The sequence below is a fragment of the Planococcus halocryophilus genome, from assembly GCF_022489025.1.
GTDB lineage: Bacteria > Bacillota > Bacilli > Bacillales_A > Planococcaceae > Planococcus > Planococcus halocryophilus_A.
Genome location: NZ_JAKVTG010000008.1, coordinates 12,927 through 39,553, shown reverse-complemented (window position 1 = coordinate 39,553; position 26,627 = coordinate 12,927). Strand labels below are relative to the sequence as shown.

25 protein-coding genes are annotated in these 26,627 nt (G+C 34.9%); 23 read left to right on the top strand and 2 right to left on the bottom strand.

Features of this window, described 5'->3' with window-relative positions; translation table 11 throughout:
* The first annotated feature begins 13 nt into the window (after window positions 1–13).
* The 7 genes from MLE13_RS10710 (at window position 14) to MLE13_RS10680 (ending at window position 6,385) form a co-directional block, all read left to right on the top strand.
* Window positions 14–955: a glycosyltransferase family 2 protein gene (locus MLE13_RS10710; protein WP_240749706.1), complete on the top strand. Its 942-nt coding sequence runs from the start codon at window positions 14–16 to the stop codon at window positions 953–955.
* On the top strand, window positions 952–2,691 hold the full coding sequence (locus MLE13_RS10705) for a DUF6020 family protein (RefSeq protein ID WP_240749705.1): 1,740 nt from the start codon (window positions 952–954) through the stop codon (window positions 2,689–2,691). Before MLE13_RS10710 ends, MLE13_RS10705 begins: the two co-directional genes overlap by 4 nt.
* The gene (locus MLE13_RS10700) at window positions 2,684–3,022 is read left to right on the top strand and encodes an EamA/RhaT family transporter (RefSeq protein WP_240749704.1); all 339 of its coding nucleotides are present in this window, start codon (window positions 2,684–2,686) and stop codon (window positions 3,020–3,022) included. Before MLE13_RS10705 ends, MLE13_RS10700 begins: the two co-directional genes overlap by 8 nt.
* Complete coding sequence (locus MLE13_RS10695) at window positions 3,009–3,353, top strand: EamA family transporter (RefSeq protein WP_240749703.1); 345 nt, start codon at window positions 3,009–3,011, stop codon at window positions 3,351–3,353. Before MLE13_RS10700 ends, MLE13_RS10695 begins: the two co-directional genes overlap by 14 nt.
* Before the next feature lie 455 nt (window positions 3,354–3,808).
* Window positions 3,809–4,756, top strand: coding sequence for a GDP-mannose 4,6-dehydratase (locus MLE13_RS10690; protein ID WP_240749702.1), 948 nt, complete (start codon window positions 3,809–3,811; stop codon window positions 4,754–4,756).
* Between the two features lie 31 nt (window positions 4,757–4,787).
* Window positions 4,788–5,948, top strand: a complete 1,161-nt coding sequence (locus MLE13_RS10685) for a glycosyltransferase (RefSeq protein WP_240749701.1) — start codon at window positions 4,788–4,790, stop codon at window positions 5,946–5,948.
* Window positions 5,949–6,148: 200 nt separating this feature from the next.
* Window positions 6,149–6,385, top strand: a complete 237-nt coding sequence (locus MLE13_RS10680) for a hypothetical protein (protein WP_240749700.1) — start codon at window positions 6,149–6,151, stop codon at window positions 6,383–6,385.
* 1,213 nt (window positions 6,386–7,598) lie between these two features.
* Here MLE13_RS10680 and MLE13_RS10675 read toward each other — a convergent pair.
* Both MLE13_RS10675 and MLE13_RS10670 read right to left on the bottom strand, forming a co-directional pair.
* A complete protein-coding gene (locus MLE13_RS10675; protein ID WP_240749699.1) occupies window positions 7,599–8,522 on the bottom strand; it encodes a LytR family transcriptional regulator in 924 nt (307 codons plus the stop codon).
* A 15-nt stretch (window positions 8,523–8,537) separates the two neighbouring features.
* A complete protein-coding gene (locus tag MLE13_RS10670; RefSeq protein ID WP_240749698.1) occupies window positions 8,538–9,323 on the bottom strand; it encodes an SGNH/GDSL hydrolase family protein in 786 nt (261 codons plus the stop codon).
* 180 nt (window positions 9,324–9,503) lie between these two features.
* Here MLE13_RS10670 and MLE13_RS10665 point away from each other — a divergent pair, with 180 nt between their 5' ends.
* The 16 genes from MLE13_RS10665 (at window position 9,504) to galE (ending at window position 26,459) form a co-directional block, all read left to right on the top strand.
* Entirely contained in the window at window positions 9,504–10,226 is a 723-nt protein-coding gene (locus tag MLE13_RS10665) for a YveK family protein (protein WP_240749697.1), read from the top strand.
* Between the two features lie 4 nt (window positions 10,227–10,230).
* A complete protein-coding gene (locus tag MLE13_RS10660) occupies window positions 10,231–10,932 on the top strand; it encodes a CpsD/CapB family tyrosine-protein kinase (RefSeq protein ID WP_240749696.1) in 702 nt (233 codons plus the stop codon).
* Between the two features lie 50 nt (window positions 10,933–10,982).
* Window positions 10,983–11,750 (top strand): tyrosine-protein phosphatase, encoded by a 768-nt coding sequence (locus tag MLE13_RS10655; RefSeq protein WP_240749695.1) that lies wholly within the window; start codon window positions 10,983–10,985, stop codon window positions 11,748–11,750.
* Between the two features lie 126 nt (window positions 11,751–11,876).
* On the top strand, window positions 11,877–13,712 hold the full coding sequence (locus tag MLE13_RS10650; RefSeq protein WP_240749694.1) for a polysaccharide biosynthesis protein: 1,836 nt from the start codon (window positions 11,877–11,879) through the stop codon (window positions 13,710–13,712).
* A gap of 38 nt (window positions 13,713–13,750) precedes the next feature.
* Window positions 13,751–14,332 (top strand): sugar transferase, encoded by a 582-nt coding sequence (locus tag MLE13_RS10645; RefSeq protein WP_240749780.1) that lies wholly within the window; start codon window positions 13,751–13,753, stop codon window positions 14,330–14,332.
* A gap of 14 nt (window positions 14,333–14,346) precedes the next feature.
* Window positions 14,347–15,156, top strand: a complete 810-nt coding sequence (locus MLE13_RS10640) for an NAD-dependent epimerase/dehydratase family protein (RefSeq protein ID WP_240749693.1) — start codon at window positions 14,347–14,349, stop codon at window positions 15,154–15,156.
* 16 nt (window positions 15,157–15,172) lie between these two features.
* A complete protein-coding gene (locus MLE13_RS10635; protein ID WP_240749692.1) occupies window positions 15,173–16,003 on the top strand; it encodes a glycosyltransferase in 831 nt (276 codons plus the stop codon).
* A gap of 2 nt (window positions 16,004–16,005) precedes the next feature.
* Window positions 16,006–17,106 carry a glycosyltransferase family 4 protein gene (locus MLE13_RS10630; RefSeq protein ID WP_240749691.1) on the top strand — a complete coding sequence of 367 codons (1,101 nt, stop codon included), beginning with the start codon at window positions 16,006–16,008 and terminating at the stop codon, window positions 17,104–17,106.
* Window positions 17,106–18,383, top strand: a complete 1,278-nt coding sequence (locus MLE13_RS10625; protein ID WP_240749690.1) for an O-antigen ligase family protein — start codon at window positions 17,106–17,108, stop codon at window positions 18,381–18,383. Before MLE13_RS10630 ends, MLE13_RS10625 begins: the two co-directional genes overlap by 1 nt.
* Window positions 18,349–19,287, top strand: a complete 939-nt coding sequence (locus MLE13_RS10620; protein WP_240749689.1) for a glycosyltransferase family 2 protein — start codon at window positions 18,349–18,351, stop codon at window positions 19,285–19,287. The genes MLE13_RS10625 and MLE13_RS10620 overlap by 35 nt, the downstream gene beginning before the upstream one ends.
* The gene (locus MLE13_RS10615) at window positions 19,284–20,327 is read left to right on the top strand and encodes a glycosyltransferase family A protein (RefSeq protein WP_240749688.1); all 1,044 of its coding nucleotides are present in this window, start codon (window positions 19,284–19,286) and stop codon (window positions 20,325–20,327) included. Before MLE13_RS10620 ends, MLE13_RS10615 begins: the two co-directional genes overlap by 4 nt.
* A gap of 102 nt (window positions 20,328–20,429) precedes the next feature.
* A complete protein-coding gene (locus MLE13_RS10610) occupies window positions 20,430–21,629 on the top strand; it encodes a polysaccharide pyruvyl transferase family protein (RefSeq protein WP_240749687.1) in 1,200 nt (399 codons plus the stop codon).
* 16 nt (window positions 21,630–21,645) lie between these two features.
* Window positions 21,646–23,187 carry an oligosaccharide flippase family protein gene (locus MLE13_RS10605; RefSeq protein ID WP_240749686.1) on the top strand — a complete coding sequence of 514 codons (1,542 nt, stop codon included), beginning with the start codon at window positions 21,646–21,648 and terminating at the stop codon, window positions 23,185–23,187.
* Complete coding sequence (locus MLE13_RS10600; RefSeq protein ID WP_240749685.1) at window positions 23,184–24,173, top strand: nitroreductase family protein; 990 nt, start codon at window positions 23,184–23,186, stop codon at window positions 24,171–24,173. Before MLE13_RS10605 ends, MLE13_RS10600 begins: the two co-directional genes overlap by 4 nt.
* Before the next feature lie 263 nt (window positions 24,174–24,436).
* The gene (galU, locus tag MLE13_RS10595; RefSeq protein ID WP_240749684.1) at window positions 24,437–25,327 is read left to right on the top strand and encodes a UTP--glucose-1-phosphate uridylyltransferase GalU; all 891 of its coding nucleotides are present in this window, start codon (window positions 24,437–24,439) and stop codon (window positions 25,325–25,327) included.
* 124 nt (window positions 25,328–25,451) lie between these two features.
* Window positions 25,452–26,459, top strand: coding sequence for a UDP-glucose 4-epimerase GalE (galE, locus tag MLE13_RS10590; protein ID WP_240749683.1), 1,008 nt, complete (start codon window positions 25,452–25,454; stop codon window positions 26,457–26,459).
* The last annotated feature ends 168 nt before the right edge of the window (window positions 26,460–26,627 follow it).

Sequence of the window (26,627 nt, the reverse complement as noted above, 5' to 3'; positions counted from 1 at the left end):
GAGAACAGGTTCTATGAAAATTGCGGTATTATTACCATGTTACAACGAAGAAATGACGATTGGAAAAGTAATCGAGGACTTTAAACGAGAACTGCCAGACTCGACCATATACGTCTATGACAACAACTCAAAAGACAAAACGACCGAAGTAGCACTTGCTCATGGTGCAGTTGTTCGCCAAGAACCACGCCAAGGAAAAGGGAACGTAGTGCGTTCAATGTTCCGCGAAATTGATGCAGATGTTTATGTTATGGCAGATGGTGACGATACATACCCTGCAGAATTTGTGCATAATATCATCAAGCCGGTTATTGATGGGGAAGCCAATTTAGTCATCGGGGATCGTTTATCAAACGGTACTTATTTCAATGAAAACAAACGAAAATTCCATGGTTTTGGCAATACACTTGTCAAGAATTTAATCAACGGTTTGTACAAGAGCAATATCACAGATATTATGACAGGTTATCGTGCATTTGACCGTTTGTTTGTTAAATCGCTACCAGTAACTAGTCCTGGATTTGAAATCGAAACTGAAATGAGTATTCATGCACTAGACAATAACTTTCTGATTAAAGAAGTGGCGATTGATTACCGTGACCGTCCAGAAGGCAGTGAGTCTAAACTGAATACCATTCAAGACGGCATTAAAGTATTGCGAATGATTTTCACCTTATTCAAAGATTACAAGCCATTAATGTTCTTTTCTGGCTGGGCTGCGTTATTCTTTATTTTCGGTTTGGTTGCAGGTGTTCCTGTCATTATCGAATACATTCAAACCGATTTTGTGACACGCATTCCATCTGCTATTTTAGCAGTCGGATTAATGATGCTGTCGATGCTAGCATTTGCGTGTGGATTAATACTCGATACGGTGGCTGGCACGCACCGGAAACAGTATGAACTCGAACTGATCCGTATTAGTGACCGGATAAAAAGTGAGAAAATAGTATGAAAAAAACGTACCTAACAGGTGCTGCATATTTGATTGCAGCACTTTTCCTTGCTTTTACTGCCATTTTTTACTTCCAACCTATTCGCAATGCGCATCCATTGCTCTTTATTGGAATCACAATCGGATTGTTTGGTTTACTACTCTATAATCGTTCGTTAGTTCAAATCGTTAAACAATGGCCACGAGCTAAAAAAAATAGTTTAGCTATTTTTATGCCATTATTTACGGTATTAGTGGCACTTAGTTTATTAGGCGACCAACAATATTTAGCAGATAACCATTGGGTTATTAAAGTTGCCGTATATGTCGGTATGATTTTAACGACTGCAGTCATTGTCTTCGCAATCATCAAATTGTTATTAAGCATCCAATCGCCAAAAGGGGAACGCAATGTTTCGCCACTATACGTACTATTGTATATGTTGCCGATGCTCGGAGCTTCACTGTTCATGTTTATCGCGTTTTACCCAGCGGCGATGACACCCGACTCATTATCACAATGGGAACAGTCCGAAACAAAAGAATTTACCAATTGGCATCCCGTTATGTTTACATGGCTCATTATGCTACTTAGACAAATATGGGACAGCCCAGGCAGCATTGCGTTGTTTCAACTTATTGCTTTGGCGTTAACAATGGGATATATGGGTTATTTGATGAGACGCTTCCATGTTAACCCATGGATTATCTGGACTGTATTATTAGCAGCTGCGATCATTCCAGTAAATTCGATTATGTCCATTATTATTTGGAAAGATATACTATATAGCACATCTTTATTGTTTTTCTCGTTATTAATCTTAGTACTCGTAAAAACAAAAGGACTCGAAGCAAAAAAAGTGTCATTCGTTCTGTTATTTCTTTTAGGTTCGTTTATGTTGGTGTTTTTCCGTCATAACGGTTTCCCAGTCTTTCTAATTACCATGATTGCAGCGCTGATCATGTATCGCAAAATGTGGAAGCAATTATTGCCGATGACGCTTGGCATTATTATTATTCATCAAGTGATTACCGGTCCGGTCTATACGTCACTAGACGTAATCCCATCAGACCCACAAGAAGCACTTAGCATTCCAACACAACAAATTGCCAACATCGTTACGAAAGACGGTGATATGACGGATGAACAACGTGAATACATCAATCAGCTTATGCCACTCGAACTTTGGCCAGAGAAATACAACCCGTCAAGTGTCGATCCGATTAAATTTTCGTGGGGCGAGTACGACCGTTGGGTAATTTACGACAACCCCAAGCTATATGCTAAGCATTGGTCGCAGCTCGTTCTTCAAAATCCAGGTCTTGCCGTTGAAGCATTTTTAGATGAAACTTCACTTGTTTGGCAAATGCGATTAGAAGAAGATGGACATATGAACCGCTTTGTCACCAACATCTATTATGGCAATGAATTCAATTTACTCAATAAAGTTATTTCTTCTAAAGTAACGCTAGTCGCTCAAAAAGTTTTAAGAGTCGATACAGAAGCAGAAGAATTTTTATGGCGTCCAGCTGTTTACTTGTTCTTAATCACCTTATTTATATACGTAGCGTATTTGCGTAATAATTGGCGTGTTTGGTTGATTTTGTTGCCAATCGCATTAAATACAGCAGCGGTAATGGCGACAATGCCAGCACAAGATTTCCGTTATTTGTTTAACACTTCGCTATTTATGTATGCAGCATTATTGATTAGTTTGATCAAATTCGAAAAAGAAGATAAACCCTATCATGAGTAACGAGCCGAAAACACAACCCATTGGCATCTTGTTAATGATTTTGGCGGCTGTATCTACAGCAACTGGACAACTATTTTGGAAAATGTCTGATGCGTTTCTCGATTGGCATATGCTAGCCGGCTTTATGCTTTACGGCCTGGGGGCAGTATTGATGACCGCTGCTTTTCGTTTTGGCAAATTGTCTGTCTTGCATCCATTACTAAGCCTTGGTTACGTGATTGCTATTTTTTACGGAGCTTTGTTTTTAGATGAAGCCATCACATTTAATATTTCGATCGGCACCTTGCTAATTTTAATTGGCGTTATCGTTATAGGGGGTGACAGCGATTAATCTATTGCTTCTTCTCTTATTGGTCGTCATGACATGGATCGGTGCATTTGGTGGCTATTTCTTAAAGAAAGCATCATCATTTAATATTAATATGGAACGAAAAGCATTTATGCTACGTTTGCTGAGCGGTGTTTTCTTATATGGCGTCAGCGCCATCTTAAACATCGTCGCATTAAAATTTTTGCCTTATACGGTCGTCTTTCCATTGACGGCGATTACGTATATATGGACAATGTTAATTTCGTACCTTTTATTAAAAGAACAAATCAGTATGCGCAAAATAATCGGTGTTTTACTGATTGTTACGGGTGCATTCGTACTCGTAGGTTAACTAAAAAGTTGCAACAACATTCGGCTTGCCGTTTGTTGTTGCAACTTTTTTATTTAAATAAGCTAAAAAAGTAATTTTTCTGAAATATAGGCATAACTTTCATAACAATAAATCGTATAATTAGGCTGGTTATATTGACCCTAAAAGTGATGCAGAAACATAATTAGTATCCTTAATATGTAAAAATAAATCAAATAAATTCCATTTTATTAAATAATCATAACTATTTAAAAGGAAAACACAACTATTGACCAATCTTTTTTTGGTTTTATAATGCAAAATATCTATTTAGGGGTTATAATAATTAAATATTTAGAAAATGAAAACTTTTAACCTAGATTTAACTCGAATGTCATAACATAGTAATTGTGAGTGGTACTAAAGTCTTGTTCGTCTAAGTTGAAATGCTTAGAAACGCGCCGGACTCAATAAAAAAGCAAGAGAGGTGAACGGCTTTGAATGCTAAAACCATACTTGTTACCGGAGGACACGGATTTATCGGATCTAATCTTATCCACTATTACTTAAATAAATATCCGGAGTATCAACTTGTGAATATTGATTACAATACTGAAGCCACTAGCTCAGAAACCACTTCTGGATCCGATCAAGCAGCTCGTTATTCGTTTCACCGAGTAGATATCCGAAATGCCTACGCGATTAATCATTTATTCGAGCTTTATGACATAACCGACATTATTCATTTCGCCGCAGAAACACGCAGCGAGGAACGGGTTGGAGAAATTCGACTTTACGAACAAACAAATGTGCTCGGTACCATGAATTTATTGCAAGCGGCACAAAACGCTTGGATGGAATCAGCTCATCAGCCGAAAGAAAAATACGCGGCATCGTGTTTCCATCACATTTCGCTAACAGATTCCTACAAAGCGACTTTATACAGCAACAGCAAAAAAAGAGCAGACGCCATGATTTGTGAGTTCCTTAAGAAAACGGGATTAAATGTCACCACAACTGCTAGCCCAGAAGTTTTCGGACCGATGCAAAAAGAGGAAGAGCTAATCCCGGTTTACATCGAACAAGCACTAAAAGGAAAACTCGGTATTTTTGAAGAGTCAGCTGAAAATATCCGGAATTGGTTGTTCGTTAGTGATTTATGCGAAGCGATTGATACGGTGTTTCACTTAGGGGATGCTGGAGGGCGTTACGAAATTGGCTATAACGCTCGCATGGGAGACCGAGAGCTTGCTTGGTGCATCACATCCTTGATGGGTACTCATTTCCCGGGAAATTATTCACATCAAAAACAAACCAACATAGAGAAACCACCCCAAAAGAAACTGCCTGGGATTACGCCCATTACACCATTCGAAAAAGGATTACGCATCACGTTTAATTGGTATTCCAATAAAAACAAAACTGAGGATTTTCTAAAAAAGTAGTAGAAGATAAACCAGTAGATGAGGTGAATATATGAACACATTCAATAATGCCCAATTTTTCGATTTCGAAAAACCAAAAGGATCGATTAAATCGATTGCCCTTATTCATAAAAACATGAAGCCAGGTGGCGTCGAAATGTTAGTCGTAAAAATGGTGAAATGGTTTAGCGCGAATGGCTATAAAGTAACATTGTTCTTGTATAGCAGTGGCGGACCATTATTACGTGAATTGGAATCGCTTGAAGGCGTAACGATTGTCGTCGATGAAGACACGAGCGATCCAACGATTAACTTTTGGCTAGCGACTAAAATGTTGAGCAGACGTATCGAAGAGAAATTCGATTTGGTTTACTCGTTTGGACCAATGTCATTCTTATTATCTTACTTGTTGCCAGCAAGAAAACGGATGTCGGGTGTTTACTCTCCAGACAGCTATGCACAAAAAGGCATAGGTGGAGCAGTTAAAGCATTAAAGTTGATCGATCCAAAATTTGCTCAAAAATTGATGTTCATGACACCATCTATTAAAGAAAGAACAGAAAGTGCGATTGGGCAACCATTAGGAAATACGATCTTCCCATTGCCGCTAGATTTTTGCCCAGCGATGAATCCGCTAAGCAATTCTGAATCACGTCGCATTGTCTCAATTGGTCAATTGGCACGTTTCCGTACTTATAACTATTACATGATCGACATTATGGAAAGACTGATCCAAATTGATCCGGAATTTACGTATCATATTTATGGAACAGGGCAGGGAGAAGACAGTTTGCGTAAGAAGATTGCCAATTCCCCAGCACGTGATCATATCTTTATGCATGGGAAGTTCAAATCGAGCGATAAAAAAGCAGCATTGCAAAACACGTTTTGTTTTGTAGGCATGGGCGTTCCGCTAATTGAAGCAGCGGGCTGTGGCATTCCAGGAATTGTCGGCAAAGTAAATGACCGTTTCGGATTAACAGAAGGTTTTCTTCACCAATTGCCACCATATGAAAGTGGAGATTCTTTCTCAGAAAAGAGCGAGTTGTTCAGCGTCGAAGAACAAATTATGAAGCTGCTATCGAGCAAAGAAGAATACAACAAAATTTCCAAAAAAGAGCGCGTGAAAGCGAACCAGTTTGAAAGCAATCATGTGATGGAGAACTTTATCAAAGAAGCAGAGTTCAATCAATTCGCATTTCGTTTGCACTAGGAAATATAGTAGGTAATTTGGGATGCTGCAATTGTTATATTTAAATAATAGTATATTCTGAATCAATTACCAAAATATTGCCTAAATGAATGTGTCATTTTGACTAGTATTTCATATATAAAAGTATTATACTGGGAATAACTTAAAATGTGCGTTGCACCAGACCTATAAAATACAATCGAAAGTGAGATGAATGGTTTATGGCAGAGTATAATTCTTATAAAGAAAAAGTGGAAAAAAACCATAACAAAGCCATAGTAGAAGTGATAAAAGACCTCTACGTCAACGAGGATCTAGGACCATCGGTTAGTGCCAAAAAGCTTGGTATTCCGAGACAAGCATTCATTTACTTTGTGAACCTATACGATTTGAAAAGATTGAAATTCGCAAATTACAAAAAAAAAATCATCTCCTTCTCCAGACGCGAACTCATCTAATAAAATAATCGATTAAACCTGCTCATGGAATCCTGAGCAGGTTTTTGTTTGGTTAAAATAAGAGTGTAAAACGAAGAAATCGCTTCAGTCGGACGCTTTAGGCCCGCAGGATGCGGGTCATGCAACTGGCGCGACAGGAGCAGGGGAGCAAGAAGAAAACGCTTCAGACGGACGCTTTCCGCGGGCACGACCTCTGCCGCTTCCCTCGCTCTGCTCAGTCCAGTGGCTCCGGTCCGTGCTGTTCCCGCTGGAGTCGCCGTCTTACGCTCTTTCTTCTAGGTGTCTCTTTTATAACTAGCCACTCATAAGGGGAGTTGACCTTAATACACGGTGTGATAACAAATCCATGTAAGAGCGCCAAAAGTTCGGGTAAAGAATAAAAAAGTTCATGTAAAGACTTCAAAAATTCACGTAAGAGTAATGAAATTTCATGTAAAAGCAAAAAAACTTCCCATATAACTACAAGAATAGCTGGTAAAAGCTCCTCTATAAGTAGGGCAATCACTCCAGCGAAGGTGTACCGAGCGATCCAGAACCACTCATTCATCTATCTATCCTCAAAAAAGAAAAGCATTCTTGCTCCCCAAACCCCAAGCTGAGGAGCGCCAAGGGCTAGGCGAAGCAATGAGACGAGTGCACTTCTCGGCTCATTGCGGGAGCCATGCCTAAAGCGAGCGAAGCGCCTCCAGAATTCCGCAACAACTATTCACAAAAAGAATAAGCCAGCTAACTATCTACCCCCAAAAAAAGCTGAGGAGCGCCAAGGGCTAGGCGAAGCAATGAGACGAGTGCTTTTCTCGGCTCATCGCGGGAGCCATGCCCAAAGCGAGCGAAGCGCCTCCAGAAACCCACAATAACTATTCACAAAAAGAATAAGCCAGCTAACAATCTAGCCCCCAAAAAAAGCTGAGGAGCGCCAAGGGCTAGGCGAAGCAATGAGACGAGTGTTTTTCTCGGCTCATCGCGAAAGCCATGCCCAAAGCGAGCGAAGCGCCTTCAGAAGCCCAGAATTACTATTCACAAAAAGAATAAGCCAGCTAACTATCTACCCCCAAAAAAAGCTGAGGAGCGCCAAGGGCTAGGCGAAGCAATGAGACGAGTGTTCTTCTCGGCTCATCGCGGGAGCCGCGCCCAAAGCGAGCGAAGCGACTCTAGAACCCGCAAATCTAAGAAAACAAAAAAAGCACAACCCTCACAGGTCATGCTCATCATCCTACATATTCAAATGCGTCTTCAACGTTGACTGAATCTCAGCTAACTCCGCATCATTCATCATATAATACCAAATCCCGTTAATCGTCTCACCAGTACCATCCTCGACCATCAACTGATCAACCGTACCAATCGCATCACGGTAATTCGACTGCACATCCATCATCTCATCAAAAGTCATATTCGTACGCACATTGTTACCCAGCGCATTAAAAATATCTTTATAATTCAACAAACTATTAACCGATGCACCTTTTTTCATAATCCCTTGTATCACTTGCTTCTGGCGATTTTGACGACCAAAGTCACCTTCAGGATCTTGTTTACGCATACGTACATACCCTAAAGCTTCTTCGCCATCCAACTCGATCGGGCCTTCTTTAAACTCATCAAAAGCTAACGTGTTATTCACTTCCACACCGCCAACAGCATCAACAATTTCTTCGAAGCCTTCCATATTCACTTGTAACACGTAGTCAATTGGAATATCCAACAAGTTCTCAACCGTCGCCATCGACATTTCAATACCGCCAAACGCATAAGCGTGATTGATCTTGTCTGTCGTGCCGCGTCCAACAATTTCCGTATACGTATCACGAGGAATGGAAACCATCTTCGTCGACTCATCAGCCGGGTTAACCGTCATTACAACCATCGTATCCGAACGCCCACGATCGTCTTCACGCTCATCAACACCTAACAACAAAACAGAAAATGGATCTTGGTCGCTTAATACAACTTCTTGATCAATTGTTCGTTTGTCAGAAGCTTCACGTTCAATTGGTTCGTGAATTTCGTCTAATGTATTCGTAAAGCTATTGTAAATCGTAAATAAGTAAATCCCAAGACCAATCACGATGACTCCGAGTATTCCAAGAATCCATGGCCATTTCTTCTTTTTAAGTTTCTTGTCTTTTCTGCCCATTATAGGATTCTCCTTTTAGTTAGCGATAAAATACGCTTCTAGTTCTTCTGCCCATAATTCTGCGCCTTTGCTGTTAGGAAGTCCATCTTCCGTCAAGTGGTCTTTTAATACCTCATTGTCTGTGTCTGGCCAAGAGGTCCAATGATTAATATAAGCATAATCATATAGTTGTGCAAACTCTTTAAGAGCGACGATTTGTGCTAAATAATAACCTGCACCGTATATCGGTTGAGAAGGGTGAAGAACCAATACCGCATCTTCTACTTGGTCAGTCAGTTTATCTCTAAATTCGTTAATATGCTCGCGTTCTTGTTCAATCGCAACAATGCCGTTATTCATCAAAGTCATTGGCTCAAGAAGTACTAAGTCGTAACCTGAAGAAAGATCAACATCAAGCAAGGATTCAGATGTACCTTCTATAGAAAGAATATCCACTTCGATAAAGTCGGCATATGCTTCTTCTAATGAAGCTTGTAGACGTTCTGCATAACCAGGATCACCTGACTCTAAAGCTGCAGAACCCGCAATCAATACCTTCAAACTCTCACCATTTTCATTTCTTTCAACAAACAAATTCTGTGAGGGTTCATCCATATTAGCGATAAGTGCATCAATGTTCACTTTTTTGTCACTTTTTACCTCTTCGGTTTTGTCCTCTTTCTGATCATCGTTCTCAGCACTCACAGATTCTACTGGAGCTAACACATTTTCAAGCTTGTCCTGCCACGTTAAATAGCTAAAAAATAGTATAATAATACAAATAATAACAGCTAGAAGAGCGCCAATTTTATACAATTTCATCATAATACTCCTTTCAAAAAGCACCTATACTTACAAATAAAGATAGCATAAATCATCCTATTAGCCTACTAAACTTTTTAAAATTGGAAGTTCTTTTGACTCTTTCCTATGCTATACTATTTTATGTTGTTTATGGATCAAAAATGATAAGAATATGAAATAAAAGGAGATAATCACCAAATGGAAGAAACCATCAGCTTACAAGACCTGTTTAAGACCCTGAAAAAACGGGCTGGGTTAATCGCACTTATGACTATTTTAGCTATTACCATTGCAGGCGTAGTATCGTTCTTAGTCCTGACACCAATGTATCAGACTTCCACACAAATCTTGGTGAACCAAGAACAATCGGAAGCTGCCCAATTAACGAACCAAAACATCCAAACCGATCTTCAATTAATCAATACATATTCAGTTATCATAAAAAGTCCCGCTATTTTAGATGAAGTAGCTAATCAACTGGATCTCGACATGTCTGTAGAACAGCTTAACAGCAAAATTACGGTTGCTACGGCTCAGAATTCTCAAGTGGTTGATATTACGGTACAAGATGAAAACCCGGCACTAGCAGTAGACATCGCCAACACAACAGCAAAAGTATTTGAAAGCGAAATTCAAAACTTAATGAATGTCGATAACGTATCAATATTGTCTCCAGCTGTATTAAAAGAAAATCCGTCACCTTTTGCACCAAATCCTAATTTAAACATGGCGATTGCTGCAGTAATTGGAATGATGCTTGGAGTCGGCATCGCATTCTTACTTGAATATTTGGACACAACGATTAAAGACCAACAAGATATCGAAGAAATTTTAGACATTCCTTTACTAGGTGTCATTTCTCCGATAAAAGAAGAAGCCAAACTAGAGCAAACCACATCATCGAAGAGAAGGGCGGGATAACGCAATGGCTAGAAAGAAAAAAGTCCTGCAGGAAACTGCGCGTAAACTCATCGCATTTACAACACCTCGCTCAGTAGTGACCGAGCAATTCCGTACATTGCGTACGAATATCAATTTCTCATCACCAGATTCTGAAATCCGTACGATGGTTGTCACGTCAGCTGCACCTTCAGAAGGAAAGTCCACAACGGCAGCAAACTTAGCTGTAGTATTTGCACAAGAAGGCAAGAAAGTCTTGTTAATAGATGGCGATATGCGTAAGCCAACGACACATTATACATTCCGTATGGGGAATACGATTGGCTTATCAAGTGTCTTGACGCGCCAAAGTTCGATTCAAGAAGTTATTCGTGCGACAGCTATAGAACGTTTAGACTTAATGACATGCGGCCCGATTCCACCAAATCCGGCAGAATTACTGGCTTCTAAATCGATGGATACATTGATTGAACAGCTTAAAAATACGTATGACTTAATCATTTTTGATGCACCACCTGTGCTGTCTGTAACGGATGGACAGATTTTAGCGAACAAATGCGAAGGTACGATTCTTGTTGTCAGCTCTGGAAATACTGAAAAAGACAAAGCATTAAAAGCAAAAGAAGCAATCGAATCTTCCAATAGCCGCTTAATCGGTGCGGTATTGAATAATTTTGAGTTGCCAAAAGATAGCTACTACTATCAATATTACGGAAACACCGAGTAAAAAGGCTTGCCCTTTTTACTTTTTTTCAAGCGCCAAAGGAGGACGAAACAATGATCGACACACACGCTCATATTTTGCCTGGACTTGACGACGGTGCAGAAACGATGGAGCAAACCAAACGACTGTTAGAAAAAGCAGTAGAGGAACAGTTAACGGGAATTATAGCGACTCCTCATGCTTTTCATCCGAACTTCCAAACCAATCTTGCAGCATTAAATAGACAATTAGAGCTTGTAAATAGTTATATTGCAGAAGAGCAACTACCACTCACCATCTATAGTGGTCAAGAATGCCGTTTAGGTGAGAAATTACCAGAAAAACTAGCGGTGCAAGAAGCATTAACGTTAGCAGGATCACGTTACGTGCTATTAGAGTTGCCTTCTTCTGGCATTCCAGCATACACAGTTCCAATTATCCAGCAATTAATTACGAAAAACTATGTACCTATCATTGCACATGCTGAACGCAACCAAGGGATTATTGAAAAACCAGAACGTTTGAAAAAGCTGTTACTTCACGGTGCGATGGCGCAAGTAACAGCAGGCTCAGTTTCTGGTAGTTTCGGTAAAGCCATTCAACGTACGGCCATGAACTTGATTGATGCGAACTTGATCCATGTATATGGATCTGATGTTCATAGTATAGACAAGCGACCATTCTTATTTAACAAAGGACTCGATTACTTAGAGAAAAAGAATCGACATGACATGGTCGACATCTTTCTTGAAAACAACGAGCGCATAATATTGGATGAACATTTCCATGTGTTAGAGCCAGAAGATATCTCGAATGGGAAATGGTGGAATATTTTTACTTGATTAATAATAAAAAAGTATTATTTTGTTTAAAAAATCCTTTCATTTCCAGTTGTTAGTATGTTAGAATGAGGGAAGATTTTTGACCAATTAAGCCAAAAGTACTAGGTAACGGAAGGATTGACCCTCTTGTCATTAAAAAACCGCGTTTCATTACTACTCACAGTCGATTCACTTATTGTCTTCTTTTCCATTTTTGTCGGCTATTATGTGCTTTATCCGTATAACGATTTGATGCAAAACCAATTTCTTCTAGCGAGTGCGCTGACGATTTTTATCGCGCATCATGCATTGGCGATGTACTACGGCTTATACCGGAAAGTTTGGGAATATGCCTCAATCGGTGAATTGACGTCGATTTTCAAGGCAGTTACATGGTCGATCATTGTCATCGGTATCGTCCAATACGCTTATAGAGGCGATGTATTGTTCCGTGCATTAATCATTACGTGGATGCTGCACCTTTTATTAATCGGCGGTTCGCGTCTGTCATGGCGCATGTTGCGAGATAAAAAAATCAGCCATAAAGATTCCGAGCTAAAGCGCACACTTATCATTGGGGCAGGTAAAGCCGGTAGCCTCGTAGCGCGTCAATTGCTTACGAACCCGGACAATGGCTTATTGCCGGTATTGTACGTTGATGATGACAAAAATAAACAAGGCCTCGATATTTACGGCGTTCGGGTTGTCCATGATGGCACGCAAAATGTAGCGGCGATCGCCAAAGACAATCGGATCGACACAATCATCATTGCCATCCCCTCTCTCGGCAAGCAAGAAACCGCCGAGCTCATCAAAACTTGTATGGACTCCGGAATCCGGACACAGACCATACCACTTATCGAAGACATTATGACCGGTAAAGTATCAGTGACAGACATTCAAGATGTCAAAATCGAAGATTTGTTAGGTCGTGACGAAGTCAAACTCGATATGAAAAAAATCGCCAATCAGTTGACGAGTAAAACAATTCTCGTAACAGGAGCAGGCGGATCAATAGGGTCTGAAATCGCACGTCAAATCGCACGCTTTGGTCCGAAAAAGCTATTGCTTTTAGGTCATGGTGAAAACTCGATCTATCTAATTGATATGGAGTTGCGTCAAAAAATTGCTCCGGACACAGAGATTATTCCGATTATTGCTGACGTTCAAGATCGTGAACGAATGATGGACATCATGAGTACATATAAACCAGATGTTGTTTACCATGCAGCGGCGCATAAACATGTACCCCTCATGGAAAGCAATCCAATGGAAGCTGTTAAAAACAATGTGTATGGGACAAAAAATGTTGCCGATGCTGCACATATTAATGGTGTAGCTAATTTTGTCATGGTTTCAACAGATAAAGCAGTAAACCCACCAAATGTTATGGGTGCAACTAAACGCTTTGCTGAAATGATTGTTCAAAATTTAGCAAAACGCAGCGATACAAAATTCGCAGCCGTACGTTTTGGAAATGTATTAGGTTCACGTGGATCTGTTATTCCATTGTTTAAGAAACAAATCGCAGCAGGCGGTCCAATTACCGTAACAGACCCGCGCATGACTCGCTATTTCATGACCATTCCAGAAGCTTCACGTTTAGTTATTCAAGCTGGAACTTTAGCTGAAGGTGGCGAAGTGTTTGTTTTGGATATGGGTGAGCCTGTTAAGATTGTCGATCTGGCACAGAATTTAATTCGTTTATCTGGATACTCTGAAGGAGAAATTGGTATTAACTTTTCGGGTATTCGTCCAGGTGAAAAGTTATTTGAAGAACTGTTGAATGATAACGAAATCCAAACAGAGCAAGTATTTCCTAAGATTTATATTGGTAAGGCGAATCCAGTCAGTGAAGGCGAGTTAACTTATCTTTTGGAGAAGTTGCCTGAGATGGGGAATGATGAGGTTAAGGAAGTACTAGTAACTTTGGCTAATCGGAAGAATGTAGCGACACCACAAGTAGAAGTGGGCAGTGCTTGATAAAATATAAAGAAATTGCAGACAGAAAGGAGAACACCATGTTCTCATTCACGAAAAGAATAATCGATTTTTCCTTATCCTTATTTATTACTATTTGTTTATCACCTATTCTGTTGCTTTTGTGCATATGGATTAAATTGGATTCACCAGGACCTATTCTGTTTAAACAAAAACGAATTGGCAAAGATAAGCAACATTTTCACATATTGAAGTTTCGAACTATGAAAATTGATACACCAAATGATATGCCAACACATTTGTTGGAAGACCCTGACTTTTATATTACTAAAACAGGCAAGTTTTTACGTAAAACGAGCTTAGACGAGTTGCCTCAATTGATTAATATCCTAAAAGGGGAAATGAGTATTATTGGTCCTCGACCGGCTTTATGGAATCAGTATGATTTGATTGCAGAACGAGATAAGTATAATGCTAATGATATTTTGCCTGGTTTAACGGGACTTGCACAGATTAGTGGTAGAGATGAATTGGGGATTGAAGTGAAAGCTAGGATTGATGGAGAGTATGTTGAGAAGATGAGTCCGATGTTGGATTTCAAGGTTTTTTTTGGGACTGTATTTAGTGTATTGAAGAGTGATGGGGTTAAAGAAGGAAAGTAAGAGGTGTACTAAATATGCGTGTTCTAGTTACTGGTGAAAATAGCTACGCAGGTCAACAATTTAAAAAGAGAATGAGTGAACTTAATTGTAATTGGAAGATAGATTTTATATCAGTTCGAAACGACGAGTGGAAATCCAGTGATTTTTCTAGCTATGATGCTATTTATCATGTTGCTGGAATAGTCCATAAGAAAGAAACGAATGAAAATAAAAATGTGTATTACAAAATTAATAGAGATTTGACTCATCAGTTAGCTTTAAAGGCGAAAGATGAAGGAGTTAAATCTTTTGTTTTCTTGAGCACGCTTGCTGTATATGGGCAAGTAGGTAATATAGAAAAAGACGTTATTATAACTAAAGAAACTCAGCCTGTTCCAAATTCTAATTACGGTAAAAGTAAATTAGAAGCCGAAGAGCTTTTGAATAGACTTAATTCTGTGAATTTCAATATTGTAATATTGAGGATACCGATGGTATACGGACCAAATAGTCCAGGAAATTACTCGAAACTTGAAAAAATGGCATTGAAAATTTCTGTTTTTCCAATGATTGAAAATAGAAGAAGCATGATACATATTGACAAGCTTAGTAATGTTGTTAAAGAATACATTGAAAATGGAGTTTGCGGACTTTACTTTCCGCAAGACGCTAACTACGTCAATACTAGTGAAATGGTGAAAGAAATAGCAAAAAAAAATGGTCATTATATATATCTTTCGAAATTTTTAGGAGATATAATAAAGCTTTTTGGAAATAGAATAGGTATTCTAAATAAAATTTTCGGTAATTTGGTTGTAGAACAAGAAGAATACAGAAAAAAATAAGGCAGGAGACCCATCCATGAATTACAAAAAGTACTCAGTGTTAATGTCTGTATATAAAAAAGAAAAACCTGAGAATTTACGACAAAGTTTAATTAGTGTTTATGACCAAACAATAGAGCCCGATGAAGTAATTTTAATTAAAGATGGGCCTCTTACAGAAGAATTGGAAAGTATTATTGCGGTTTTTGTGAAAAAATATACAACCTTCAATGTTTATGCCCTAAAGAAAAATTCTGGTCTTGGAGTAGCACTTAACTATGGATTAGAATATTGTAACAATGAAATAGTTTTTCGAATGGACACTGATGATATATCTTTAAAAGATCGGGCGAGAATTCAATTAGAATATCTTCAAAAAAACCCTAATGTTGATATTTTAGGTAGCTATGTAGAAGAGTTTATTGGCAATGAAGGAGAAAGTAAATATATAAAAAAAGTGCCTTTATTTGATAATCAAATAAAAAAAACATTTAAGAAAAAAAATTCTATGAATCACCCTACAGTTGTTTTTAAAAAGAGTATTGTTAAAAAAGTAGGCGGTTATATTGAACTTAAATTAAATGAAGATTACTATTTATGGATTAGGTTAGTAGAAAAGGGATACACATTTGCGAATATTGATAAACCACTAGTGAAAATGCGTATTAATGATAATACATACTTGAGGCGAGGTGGACTGAAGTATTTTTATATTCAGAATATTATTTATAAATATATGAGAGATATAAATTATATTTCGAACTATGAATATATAAAAGGATTCTTTGTAAGGATAGTATTCCGAGTGCTTTTACCAAATAAAATTAGAAAGCAAGTGTATATAAAGCTTCTAAGAAGGGAATTATAGTAATGAAAATTATGTATACAGTTTCTAATTTAGAAAAAAGTGGGCCAATTAACGTGCTCTATAATATTATTCAAGAAGTATGTCGTATTCATGAATGCATAATAGTTACATTATCACCAGAAAATGAAGATTCCATGATAGATGAATTTAAAAAGCTCGATATTAATATTATTTCACTTAATTTTAATAGGAAAAATACAAAAAATGTATATTTGATAGAACTTAGAAAAGTTATAGAGAAAATAAAACCTGATATAATTCATACTCATGGTTTTAGAAGTGATAGATACATTAACATTTTAAATAAAGGAAAAGAATTTATCCATACTAGTACTCTTCATAATTATCCTTTTGATGATTATCCTAAATACTATGGTGTAGTTCCGGGGACACTATTAGCTATTAATCACATGCTAGTTATCAGAAGGATTAAAAACAAAGTTGCTTGTTCATACTCTATTGCTAAGAAATACAAATCAGCAAATATTAATGGAGTATCGGTTATTCAAAATGGTGTTAATACGGATATATATAAAATAGTTGACCTAAATGAAAAAAAGGAACTTAGAAAAATACTGGGATTACCAATTGATAAAAAAATAATAGTATCTACTGGAGCTTTAATTAAAAGGAAGAGACCTTTAAAGCTATGTGAAATATTTTCAGAATTCGATGCTGAAGAAAATTTTCTTTTTTTGGTTCTAGGTGATGGAAAATTAGCTAGTAAGTTAGAAAAGTATAGGAATGCGAATATAAGATTTTTAGGACCTGTTCAAAATGTAGGTGATTATTTAAAGTCAGCGGATTTATTTATATCTAATTCAAAAGCAGAAGGATTACCTATGGCTATGTTAGAAGCAGCGGCTACAGGGTTGGTAATTGTAGGGTCGAATATTTCTCCACACAAAGAAGTGAAAAGTATATATGATGATAAAACATTTTTGTATGATGGACAAAAAAATGAAGATATTAAAAAAAGCATTAGGGAAGCTATTGTTAAATCAGATCATTATGTAGGCGGAGCAACTAGAAAATTTAAACTCTCAAGTCATAGGATGTCGAATGAATATTTAGAATACTACAGTAAATTTAAGGTGAAATGATGGAGCTCATTATTCTATTAGCAATTTCCTTTGCCGCTTTTTTACTTATTGCAAAATATAAAGATATGGGATTAGTCTATACTTTAATATTCTTAATCCCCTTTAGGTTAGAGATAATTTCTCTAAATGGAATCGGAATAAGGATAACTGATATTATTGCTATACTATTTTTTCTCATTTGGATTTTAAAAATACTTTCTAATAAAGAAAAGAAACACAAAATTAAGACTATACTCCCAATAATTATATTTTTATTAATTGTAATAATAAGTTTTTTAATAAACGCATTTAGATTTAGTTCTGTAGAAAATTCAATAGATTTGTTAAGATTTCTTTTAGCGATATTTACAGGAATTGCTGTATATTCATCTATACAAAATAAAAAAGATATATTTAGTATACTTATAGTATGGATATTTGCAGCAACAAGTTCTTCGATAATTAGTATATTAAGTTTCTTCTTTAATGGAAATGGAATATCGACACTTTTAGAATTTAACAATTTAAGTGTAGTAGAATTTTATACTTTAAAATTTTCTAATAGTATTTTCTTCGAAGATCCAAATAATTTGGCTACGTATCTAATTATAAGTATTTTCATTACTCTAGGTATAGCTTTCAGCAGTCATGTTTCAATTAAATATAAGTATTTAATTTTATCTATTCAGCTATTAGGATTGATTCTAACTATGTCGAGAAGTGCTTATTTAGGGGGTGCCGTAGCTTTTTTAATATTCTTTCTATTTCATAAATCTAAAAGTTATAGCAGAATACTTATAAAAATTATAGTTATATTATCATTATTCCCTTTAACTTTTTCTTTTTATAAAGCTATTGATTCAGATGTTTCTGCCATGAGCAGGTATGAACTTTGGCAAGTAGGACTTAACATGACACTTTCAAATCCTATATTTGGTGTAGGTATTGGAAATTCGAGTATAGTATTTGATCAGTATATAAATTCAAAACTCCTAATTCCCAATCCTCATTTCCATAATTTATTTCTTACTATTAGTTCAGAAATGGGGATAGTTGGATTATTCGCGTTCACACTAATCTTTATTAAGTATATATTAAATTGGAATAAATATAATGATGTATTATATATGTTTTTGTCATTGGGGTTAGTTGCTTACTTAGTCCAATCCATGGGGGTTGAATACTTTGCATCAAGGCATTTTTGGATATTTATTCCTTTATTGATTAAGTATAAATCATTTTTAGTTGAAGGGAGCAAATCAGTTGACGTTAGTATCAGTCCTAATACCAGTATATAATGTAGAAAATTATATAGTTGAAGCTGTAGAGTCTATATTAAATCAGACTTATAAAAATATAGAAATAATAGCTGTAGATGATTGTTCAAATGATAATACTTATGAATTACTACATGAATTACAAAAAAGAGATAATCGAATTAAAATTTATAAAAATTCTGAAAATATGAAAATAGTAGAAACACTTAATTTTGCTTTCAGACAAAGTCAAGGGGAGTATATCTGCCGCATGGATGGGGATGATATTTCTGACTTGGAAAGAATAGAAAAAAAATTACATTTTTTAAAAGAGAATCCAGAGTTTTCTTTAGTAGGATGTAGCGTTAAATCAATTGATGAAAATGGTTTTGAATTTAAAACTAAAACTATGCCCAGTAAACAAAAACTCATTATGAAAACGTTAAAGTGGGCAAATCCAGTATTTCATATTTGGCTGGCTAAAAGAGAGGTATATGAAAAACTGAATGGATACAGAAATATACCATACGTGGAAGACTACGATTTTTTACTAAGAATGACTTCACTAGGTTTAAAATATACAAATATAGATGATTATTATGGTTATTCTATAAGGTTACGTCCGGGAAATACATTTTCATATGCAGGAATAATTCAACGAAAAGCTCATCGATATGCCTATAAATTATTTCTAAGAAGACAAAAAGGTAAAGAAGACAATTTCATGATTAAAGAATTTAACAAATTTGTTGCAACAAAATCAATGGAACAAAAAGCGTTTAATTATTCAAATGTCTTTTTGCAGAAAGCCCTTCTAAGTAGTAATGAAATATTCTTGAGAAAATACTTCTTTGTTATACTATCTTACATATCTTCAAGTGAACAACGTAAGTATATTAACGGAAGAATCAAAGTTTTTCTCTATTCAAGATATGGTGGTGAGTGAGTATATTAGATTTAACGATTATTATGCCTGTTTACAACGTTGAAGAGTATATTGAAAAAAGTATAAAGTCGATAATTCAGCAAAAAAAGAATACGCTAGAATATGAATTGTTAATTATCAATGATGGTTCAATAGATAATAGCACTAAAATTGCAGAAAATTTATTAATTAATACAAATATCAATTACCAAATAATTAATATAACAAACTCAGGTGTAAGTAGTGCGAGAAATAAAGGAATAGAAAAAGCTCAAGGCAATTATATTTTTTTTCTTGATAGTGATGATACTATAGAGACTGATTTTATGTATAGAATTTCAGCTGAACTTTTAAATAATGTAGACATAGTATTTTGGGCATTTAATAACATTAATATCAATGATAATACTTTAAGAAAGTACTTAGATTTCTACCTGGATAAAAATAAAAAATATGACAGCGGAATAGATGTCTTGAAAGAAATTTTAATAGAAAAGAATCAATTGATTTGGACAGGTAGTGCAGTTTACTCTAAATTACTACTATCTGAAAACAAATTGCTCTTTAATGAAAAATTAATTAATGGTGAAGATCAAGAATTTATATTTTCATCACTGATTTACGCTAGAAAAGTCCATTTTATTGCTGATACATTATCTTTTTATCTAATAAGGAAAAATTCTGTTAGTACAACTTTCAAAGAAAGAAAGTTCGATAGTGTTTTAGCATTAGAGAATGTTGAATCCTTGTTAGTAAAGCGATTTAATACAGAACCCAAACTAATTAAAGCGATTAATTTATATATAATCGATAACTTTTTATATGTTTATAAGTCTGGTTTGAAAACTGGTTCTGCTAAAAAGATGTCTCAAATATATAATAATTTAGAAACTACTTATCCAGGTATTAAAGAACGTGTTATAGAGAAGATGAAGAATTATAAGAGCTATTTTATAATTAAAGATATTGAAAGTAAAATAGCCAGTAAGAACATTTTGATATACGGCATTTTTTATAAAATTCTTAAATATTTAAAAGATAAATTTAAATTCCCCTTTTAAATATTAACCTTTGAAGTATCACTTCTAATTCAACTGACAAAACTTTTGTGAAAGTAATTATCATATAACTGCTAAAAATTATAGTATGAAAAAGGGGTAAATATGAATATATATATATATAACTGTTCTAATACACTTAATTATGGATCAATGATGATGGGGGAAAATTTTATAAGTTATTTCAATAAAGAAACGCCACAAAAAAATAATTTTTTTGTGGAAACTTTAAATGATAAACATATAGACCGGCTAAAAGAAGCGACAGGAATAAATGATATTTATTCTAAACCTTTTGATGCTCTTTTTAAAGAAAACAGTAACAAATATAACTACTTACTAACTTATGCAGGAATACAAAATACTATATCAGATTTTGCTAAGAAAGTTGATTTAGTAATAGTTTTAGGCGGAGATGATTTTACAGAAGACTATGGCTGGAGAGGACCTGTAATACATGCATTGAAATTCAACTTGTTAAAGAAAGCGGGTTTAAAAGTAGTAATGTTAGGTCAAACTATGGGGCCATACCATTCCTTCAGAAAACCAATTATGAAAAACCTTTTGAGTAATATAGATAGAGTGTATCCGCGCGATCCAATAACATATAAATATTTAAAAGGCTTAGGTCTAAAAAATATATCCATTACAGACGATTTAGCTTTACTTCCATTAACAAGACAAAAACCAAAAATTAGAACAAAACAGTTTATAACATATTGTCCTAGTGAACTCATATATAGATATTCAAAAGAAGGTAATAGAGAAGATTGGATTGATTTTAATTTATTTATGATCGATACAATTATGGATAGATATCCAAACAAGAAGTTAGTATTACTTGCTCATGTATTGGAACCTGCGCCAGTAGACGACAGAATAATAACTAATGAACTATTTAATCTTGTAAAAGGAAGATACAAAGAGAGTATTCTCGTTGAAAATGATGAAATGTATCCCTATGAAGTAAGAGATTATATACAAGAATCCCTATTTGTAATTTCAAGTAGGATGCACCCAATTGTTTCATCTATACAGTGTGAAATACCAGCTATAGCGTTGTCCTATAGTTCTAAGTATTGGGGAATTATTGGTGAGAGATATGATTTAAATGAATTTATTCTAGATGTTAGACATCTAGGATATGAAGAAATGAAATCTAAATTTATAAATATTATTAGTACTATTGAAAGTGAGTACATTAAAATTCAAGATACAATGAGCAATAATAACAACTCAGCCCAGGATACTATATTTAAAACACTCAATGAAATTTCACTGTTATCTGATAATAATGTAAAATGAAAGAAGTTGTGTAAGTATGAACCAACTTAAAAGTGGAGCTATTTTATCCTATTTGTCATTGTTCATTACCATTTTAATTGCTCTATTTTATACGCCTTTAATAATTAGGGCATTAGGACAGGCGGAATATGGTCTTTATGCACTTATCGGTTCTATAGCTGCTTATTTTAGCATAATGGATATGGGTTTAGGTAATACAATTGTTAGATTTAATGCTAGAAATAGGGCGATCGGAGATAGAAGCGCAGAAGCGAAACTTAATGGAATGTTTTTCATATTGTACTCGTTGATTGGTTTAGCAACAATCATAACTGGTGTTTTTCTTTATAATAAAATAGATAGCATATTTGGATCGAATTTAGCTGATATGGAATTAGAAAAAGCAAAAGTAATGGTAATAATTTTAATTGTAAATTTTGCTCTCTCTTTTCCATTAGCAGTCTTCGGTTCAATAATGCAGGCTTATGAAAAATTTATAGTTTCTAAATTGGTTACAATTGCACGTTCTTTATTAGTCCCAGCCATTACCGTACCATTATTACTTTTAGGACATGGCTCTATATCTATGGTTATTATTACTAGTGGCATCAACATTGCATGTTTACTATTCAATGTTTTTTATTGTTATAAGTACTTAAATATAAGTTTGCACTTTGGGAAAATAGACTTTCCTTTATTAAGAGAGATACTAGGCTATTCCTTTTTTATTTTTCTAAATGTCATTGTTAATACTATTTATTGGAATACAGATCAATTTATTTTAGGTGCAGTAGCTGGTACACTACCGGTTGCAGTTTATGCTATAGGTATGCAATTAATAAACTTATATATGCTTTTTTCTACTTCAATTAGTAATTTATTTCTGCCGAAAATGTCTATTATGGTTGCAAATAATGCTACCAAACAGAGTCTCAGTAATATTATGATTCGTGTTGGAAGATTGCAATTTATAATAATTGGGTACATTCTATGTGGATTTATTTTGTTTGGAAAGACTTTTATAACAATATGGGCTGGTTCTAACTATGAAGATGCTTACTATATAATATTAATAATTATGCTTCCACTAACAATACCATTGATTCAAAATGTGGGAATTACTATATTACAAGCATTAGATTTACACATGTTTAGGTCAGTAATATACTTGGTTATTGCAATGCTGAATATAGTGATAAGCTATTTATTAGCTTTAAAATACGGGATTTATGGTGTAGCTTACTCAACTGCAGGATCATTATTGATTGGGAATATAATAATTATGAACTATTACTATTTTGTTAAAGTGAAGTTAGATATTTTGAATTTTTGGAAAAGTATTTTTCGGATATCTATCCCTATGTTAGTAACTCTAGCATTCGGAATGTTTCTAAATTTTATTATTACTGACACTATACTTCATATGATTTTAAAGATACTAATTTTCACATTATTTTTCATGATATTTATATATTTTGCAGCTTTCAATGTTGATGAAAAAAATATACTGAAGAGTATTCTAAATAAAAAGAATGTAAAAATTAAATCAATTAAAAGCAGGAGAAGTGATCTTTCTTGAACTCTTATATAAAGAATTTAATACCTAAAATTACTAGTACTAAAATATATAAAAATTATCAATTGTTAAGAGAAGCGTTTCTCGATATAGATAAATATCGTAAATATTCAGCTACTATTTCACAAAATAAAAATAGATCAATGTCCGAATCTGAATTAATTTTTTATTATCATAAAATAGAAAAGGGGTTATCTCTTCCTAAAACAAGATTGAAATTCGGCTATGAAGCAGTAGAACATTTAACAGTAATATTAGAAAATTACGTTGGGAAATATGGTTGGGAAAAAGTGGCGATTGTAGCTTTAAATACACTTAAAGCTTACGTGAAATATAATGAAAATAACGGGGTAGAACTTAACCATCTCGGAAATAGGATATTAAAATTAGAAAGCTCACTCAGGTTAAATAATATGCAGGGGGGCATAGTTGAAATAAAGAAAGAGGATATTGAAAAAAATAGAATTGATTTTAAGAGTTTTGCATATAGTAGGTATAGTATACGTAATTTTGCTGATCAAGAGGTAGATTTAAGTATTATTGAAGAAGCAGTTTTAATTGCACAGAAATCTCCATCTGTATGTAATAGACAATCGAGTAGAGTGTACGTATATAGTGATAAAGAAATCCAAAATGAAATTTTAAAACATCAAAATGGTAATAGAGGATTCGGTCACTTAGCTGATAAGATAATAATTGTAACTAGTAAATTAGATCACTTTATTGGTCATGGAGAGCGCAATCAAAGCTATATTGATGGTGGAATGTATTCAATGTCTCTAATATATGCTCTTCATTCATTAGGTATTGGCACGTGTCCATTAAATCTTGCACTGACTAATAATGCAGAAAAAAAACTAAAGGAAGTTGCTAGAATTGATAACTCTGAAGTTCTTATGATGATGATTGCAGTTGGTCATTTACCAACAAATTTAAATGTAGCAGCGTCAATTAGACGAGAAGTTTCTGAAGTGTTAAAAATAATTTAAATAATAGAACCTAATAATATGTGTGAGTTATTGTAAGTGTTAACAACTAAATCATGACACTAGAGATATATTTTCTGTTTATTAATTTGCTTAAAGGTTAGAAAGAATTTTTAAGAAGATTATTTTTTTGAAAAATTAGATAAATCATAAAACTAAATATATTTGTATGATTGTGCCTCTTATTACATAGGGCTAATAATAAAATCTCTAATTTATTATTTGAAAATTAAATTGAAGTGAAAATTAGTAAAGAAGGTGTTAATATGCAAGTAAAAAAAGCTGTTATCCCAGCTGCTGGGCTTGGAACTCGATTCCTACCAGCCACAAAAGCAATGCCAAAAGAAATGCTACCTATCGTTGATAAACCGACGATTCAGTACATAATCGAAGAAGCCATTGCTTCCGGTATTGAAGATATTATCATCGTAACAGGTAAAGGTAAACGTGCAATTGAAGATCATTTTGATCACGCGTTTGAATTAGAAGATACGTTGATGAAAAAAGGCAAGATGGATATGTTGGATTCTGTTCTGGAAACGTCTAAAGTGGAAATTCATTTTATTCGTCAGAAGCAGCCGCTTGGATTAGGGCATGCGATTTGGTCGGCGCGTAAGTTTATTGGTGACGAACCTTTTGCCGTGTTACTAGGTGACGACATTGTTGAAAATGATGAGCCATGTTTAGCACAATTGATGAATCAGCATGAATTGACAGGTAAAAGTGTAATCGGTGTACAACAAGTGGCTGAACAAGACACAGACCGTTACGGCATTATTGACCCTGTTTCTGTTGATGGCAAATTGATCAAAGTAAACAAATTTGTTGAAAAACCACAAGCTGGAACTGCGCCTTCGAATTATGCCATTATGGGGCGTTATGTGTTGACTCCGGAAATCTTTGAATACTTGGGAGAACATGAGTTAGGTGCAGGTGGAGAAATCCAATTGACGGATGCGATTCAAAAGCTTAACGAAGTGCAGTCTGTGTATGCTTATGATTTTGATGGTCAACGATTCGACGTGGGTGAAAAGTTTGGCTTTATCGAAACGACGATTGAGTTTGCATTGAAACGTCCAGAGTTAAAAGAACAACTACTGGATTTATTTGAGAAAAAGTTATTGGAAAAAAGAACTGTAGAAAGTGCAAAGTATTAAAAGTGAATAGAGAAGTTAATAGATTGAAATAATAGATAAAGCATATCGAACAATTCATTTTGATAATTCATATCGTTCTATCTAGAATTACTTTCAAAATAGTTGATACTAAAGGGGGTTGGAGATGAGTATACTTATAACAGGTGGAGCAGGTTTTATAGGAAGCCATGCAGCTGTAGAGTTATTAAAAGATGGTTATGAAATAGTAGTTCTAGACAATCTTTCTAATAGTAAAATAGAATCTGTAAATAGAGTTAAAGAATTAACAGGAACAGAATTTCCGTTTTTTGATATTGATTTACTTGATATCCAATCTTTAGATGAGATTTTTTTGAAGGAAAAAATAACTGCTGTTATGCATTTTGCGGGGCTTAAGGCAGTGGGAGAATCTGTGGAATTACCACTTCTTTATTATAATAATAATGTGACAGGCACCTTAAATTTAATCGAAGTAATGAAGAAATATGATGTTAAAAACTTGGTATTCAGCTCTTCAGCCACTGTTTATGGGAATCCTAATCAAGTACCAATTTCTGAATCATTTCCATTATCAGCAACTAATCCATATGGGAAGACTAAATTAATGATAGAAGAGATTTTACAGGACTTATACGTTTCAGACGATTCTTGGAGAATTTCTATATTAAGGTATTTCAATCCAGTTGGTGCGCATGAAAGTGGAAGAATTGGTGAAAATCCTTTAGGAACACCTAATAATTTAATGCCTTACATAACACAAGTGGCTATAGGGAATAGAGAAGAACTTCAGGTATTTGGTGATGACTATAATACCGAAGATGGGACAGGTGTTCGCGATTATATTCATGTAGTTGATTTAGTCAAAGGACATATAAAAGCTCTTTCATACTTAGAAGAAAATGAAGGTATAGAAACATTTAACTTAGGTACAGGAACAGGTTATAGTGTTTTAGATTTAGTTAATAATTTTAAAGAAGTGTCTAAAAAGGATATTCCGTATAAAGTTGTTGATAAGAGACCGGGCGATATCGGTATTTGCTATGCCGATACAGAAAAAGCTGAAAAGCTATTAGGTTGGCAGGCCGAAAAGACATTATTGCAAATGTGTCAAGATTCTTGGAAGTGGCAGGTTGAAAATCCGGAAGGATACTAAAAGTATGAGTATTGCGGAATGAAAAAGCCACTTGTGCGGATTTTTGAGCCACCAGTTGCGGAGATTTATGCCGGTAGATGCATAGAGAGGCACCGAATAATATTGAACTGATCCAGTGATTTGAGACACTAGAAAAAGTACCTAGGCTGCCATTGTCCGATACTCAAT